Origin of the sequence: uncultured Treponema sp. (assembly GCF_945873775.1) — a bacterium.
Classification (GTDB): Bacteria; Spirochaetota; Spirochaetia; order Treponematales; family Treponemataceae; genus Treponema_D.
In genome coordinates this window covers 1-4,109 of sequence record NZ_CAMCEC010000048.1, presented here as the reverse complement: position 1 = coordinate 4,109, position 4,109 = coordinate 1, and the positions used below count along the sequence as shown (strand labels likewise).

Annotated in this window: 5 protein-coding genes; all 5 read left to right on the top strand. The window is 37.3% G+C overall.

The window, feature by feature from the left end; all coding sequences use genetic code 11:
- The first annotated feature begins 222 nt into the window (after positions 1-222).
- Positions 223-945 (top strand): DNA-binding domain-containing protein, encoded by a 723-nt coding sequence (locus Q0N70_RS12265; protein ID WP_078931261.1) that lies wholly within the window; start codon positions 223-225, stop codon positions 943-945.
- Between the two features lie 101 nt (positions 946-1,046).
- Positions 1,047-1,499 (top strand): GtrA family protein, encoded by a 453-nt coding sequence (locus tag Q0N70_RS12260; protein WP_294017175.1) that lies wholly within the window; start codon positions 1,047-1,049, stop codon positions 1,497-1,499.
- Between the two features lie 87 nt (positions 1,500-1,586).
- Positions 1,587-2,417 (top strand): glycosyltransferase family 2 protein, encoded by an 831-nt coding sequence (locus Q0N70_RS12255; protein ID WP_294017178.1) that lies wholly within the window; start codon positions 1,587-1,589, stop codon positions 2,415-2,417.
- Positions 2,410-3,288, top strand: a complete 879-nt coding sequence (locus Q0N70_RS12250) for a ChbG/HpnK family deacetylase (RefSeq protein ID WP_294017174.1) — start codon at positions 2,410-2,412, stop codon at positions 3,286-3,288. Before Q0N70_RS12255 ends, Q0N70_RS12250 begins: the two co-directional genes overlap by 8 nt.
- An 11-nt stretch (positions 3,289-3,299) precedes the next feature.
- Positions 3,300-4,109: YfhO family protein (locus tag Q0N70_RS12245; RefSeq protein WP_294017172.1), on the top strand; the 810-nt coding region annotated here is incomplete at its 3' end.

The following is a 4,109-nucleotide window of genomic DNA, read 5'->3' as shown; positions in this document are numbered from 1 at the left end:
TTGAGTTCAAAGTGAAACCAAGTTGAGTTCAAAGTGAAACCAAGTTGAGTTCAAAGTGAAACCAAGTTGAGTTCAAAATGAAATTAATTTAACATCTGTTTAATTTCAGCTTGATTTATCAACAATGTTAATTTAAAATTATATCTAGTTTCGCCTATCCTAGAACCATAGACAGGCGTTGCATGAAGCCATTACAGGCATAAAAAGACACGGAGAAAGCGCATGATTAACATAAAGACAGTGCCTAACAACACAGGGAAAAGCAAGAGCGGCTTTTGCTTCCAGAGCATAGCCGACACTGATGCCGGGCTTGAGGAAATTGTGAAGGAAATGGTCGGCTACAATTCAACCCTCACTGAGGCGGATACGCGCGCGGCGCTTGCCGTTTTGGACACGGCGGTCAGAAGGCTGCTTCAGGAGGGATGCAAAGTGAGGCTTCCGTGGGTTGACCTGCAGCTTGCGGCGCATGGAACGGCGGAGTCTGTCTCTGTAAAATTCCAGAACAAGAAAGGCGACAACTGCTTTGTTCTCAAGGCCGCGGTCAACAAGAAGTTCGAGGCGGAGGCCAGCGGCAAAGTGTCCTATAAGACAAAATCATCAGCGCCTGCGATGGATCCTGCAATCTACCATGTTTTCTCAGTCACTGACACAGCTGAATATTCGAGCGAGCTTCTTCTAAAACGCGGAAGCTGCTTTAGAATCCATGGAAAAAACCTGGAGTTTGACTTTGAGGACGAAAAACAGGGCGTATTCCTTACATTGAAAAGCGACAGGACAAAGAGCGCCAGAGTCACAAGGTTCATCCGGCGCACCAGAAGAACGATAGATGCCGTGGTTCCACAGGGGATTGAAAGCGGGATATACAGGCTTTCGTTCGTTAAGAAAAACGGCGAAGGGCTGTATCCTAGCACGAATTCAACGGATGAAATTGAAGTTGATGGCTAGAAATTTTCTATGATTTTTAATTTATAGGAGACGAAAGTTTTTAATAAAAGTTGAACAAATGTAATTTTATAAATAATATAAGTATATAAAAAGTTTTGGCTATGAAATTATTATCCAAACACATTCCGCTTATAAAGAAAATAATCTCATTCACATTTTGGGGCATTCTTACAACTGCACTGAATGTGATTCTTTATTATTTGTTTAGATACATAAAGCTTTCAGTTCAAATCTCAACCGTACTTGCCTGGTTCTTATGCGTGCTTTTTGCATTCATTACTAACAAAAAATACGTTTTTAAGGGAACCGGCACTACCGCAAAGGCTTTTGCCAGAGAAATTGCTTATTTTTACGGCTCAAGGCTTTTTTCAGGCATTGCAGATGTTCTTATAATGTCGCTTTTTGTTGATGTTTTGGGATGGAATGAAGTCTTTTCTAAAGTCACTGATGAAATTTTAGTCAGCGCATTTAACTTTCTGTTCAGTTTCCTTGTGATTTTTAAAGAAAAAAAAGATGTTTCTATAGATAAAACGGAGGAAGAAACAAATGAATAAAATATCGCTTATAGTTCCTTGCTACAACGAAGAAGCAAACATAAAGCCTTTTTACAATGCCATAATGGAAATACATACGGGGGGGGTATAAACGATGCTGACTTTGAGCTTCTTTTTGTAAATGATGGCTCAAAAGATAATACTTTGGAGGAAATCCGTGCATTGCATGAAAAAGACAGCCGGGTAAAATGCGTTTCTTTTTCAAGAAATTTCGGAAAGGAAGCCGCTCTCTTTGCCGGAATAAGAAACGTTACCGGCGACTGCACAGTTCTTCTTGATGCTGATTTGCAGCATCCGCCGTTTGTGCTTGTTGAAATGTATAAAAAATGGAAAGAAGGATATGAAGTTGTTGAGGGCGTAAAATCCAACCGCGGAAAGGAAGGTCTTTTCCATAAGCTATTCACAAAAGTTTTCTACGGAATGATAAGCAAAGCTGTCGGCATGGATATGAAAAATTCCAGCGATTATAAACTTCTGGATAAAAAAGTTGTCGCGGAACTTGCCAAGCTAAAAGAACGCAACACATTCTTCCGTGCGCTTTCATTCTGGGTAGGATTCAAAAAAACTACTGTCTACTATGAAGTCGCAGAACGAGCCAACGGAACTTCAAAATGGTCGACAAAATCGCTTATTAAATATGCGATAAACAATGTAATCTGCTTTAGTTACGCTCCACTTCATATTGTAACAGCAGTAGGTTGCGTTTTTACAATTATAGGAATCGGAGTTGCAGTTGACGCATTGATTTCATTCTTTACCGGAAAAGCTGCAAGCGGCTTCCCCACCCTCGTTTGCATTACGCTCATCGGATTTGGTGGTGTAATGGTTTGTCTTGGAATAATCGGAGTCTACATTGCCCAGATTTATGATGAAGTAAAAGGTCGCCCTCAATATATTATAGGAGAAAAAATTGAATAGCATTGTTGATATTCATGCTGATGATTTTGCGCTTAGCGAAAAATCCGATAGAGACATTTTGCAATTATGCTCAGAAGGAAAACTTGACAGCATAAGCATTATTCCTAACCTTGAATGTTTTGAAACAGCGGTAGCTAAATTTCTTTCTGTACAGGAAGAATCAGATAAAAAAATTCTTGTTTCAGTCCATTTGAACTTTATGGAAGGAAAATGCTGTGCCGAAAAATCATTACTTCCGGATTTAATTGATTCTGAAGGCTTTTTTACAGCTTCCTGGGGCAAACTTTTTATATGGAACTACATTCCTTTTATGCGGAAAAAAATAAAGATTCAGTTAAAAACAGAAATTCTGGCACAGATAAAAAAATGTATTGCCGCAAATGTAATAGACAAAAATGCAATCAGAATTGACAGCCACCAGCATCCGCACATGATTCCGCTTGTTTTTGAGGCATTAAAAGAAGCTGTTTTGGAACTGGAAAACGATGGCTGCAAAATTGAATACATCAGAAATACACAAGACCCAATATTGCTGTATGGCGGAAAAGATATTTTTTCAATGAATACAATCAAATGTCTGATTCTAAATTTTTATTCCCAAAAAGTAAAAAAGTATCTTGTTTCAAAAAAACTGCCTGTAAATTATCTTTGCGGCGTATATTTCAGCGGAAAAATGGATTCAAGACTAAAAAAAGTCCTTCCAAAATTCATAAAGAAGGCAGAAACACAAGAGCGGAACATTGAGCTTCTTTTTCATCCCGGAACAATGCTAAGATCAGAACTCACCAGCGAATTCAAAAAAGAAGGATTTAACGAATTTCATCTGTCAGAAAACAGAAAAATTGAATACAACACATTAAAAGAACTTTAGGAAAAAAAATCATGAAATCTCTTAAAAGTAAAAATTTATCATTCATAGCTTTTTATACAGTAATTTTTGCGGCAGTTTCGATGGCATGTTTTTCTTTTTATTTTATTCTTGGAAAAACATTTTTTACAACAGGCGACGGCAGAAGCCAGCATATTGCGGCTCTTATATATTACGGAAAATATCTCCGTTCAATTTTTTATAATCTTTTTGCACAGGGCAAACTAGTAATTCCTCAATGGGATTTTAATCTTGGGTTCGGGGCAGATATAATACAGACCTTTCACTACTATGTTATTGGCGACCCTTTTTCTTTTTTGTCTGTATTTTTCAGCCCTGAAAAAACACCGGTTTTATATACAATAAATATATTTCTCAGACTTTATTGTATCGGCTTGGCTTTTTTTGCTTACTGCAAATATCATAATTTTGACAGATATGCCTCACTTTGCGGAGCTTTTGTATATATCTTTTGCGGATTTTCTTTTTATTGTGCGGTCAGGCATCCATATTTTGTAAATCCAATGATATGGCTTCCTTTGCTGCTTATAGGAATAGATAAAATCTTTGATAACAAGAATTTTTTGCCGTTTGCTTTTTTTGTCTTTATTGCATGTGCCAGCAATTTTTATTTTTTCTATATGCTCAGCATAATTGTATTCATATATGCAATTGTAAGATTCTTCTTTAAGTTTCCAAAACAGGAATATAAGGATATATGGAAATATATTCTTTTAGCGCTAGCAGGATATTTCCTTGGAATCTGTATGGCAGCATTTATATTTTTCCCGAATGTCTCAGGTTTTCTTTCATGTGGACGTTCT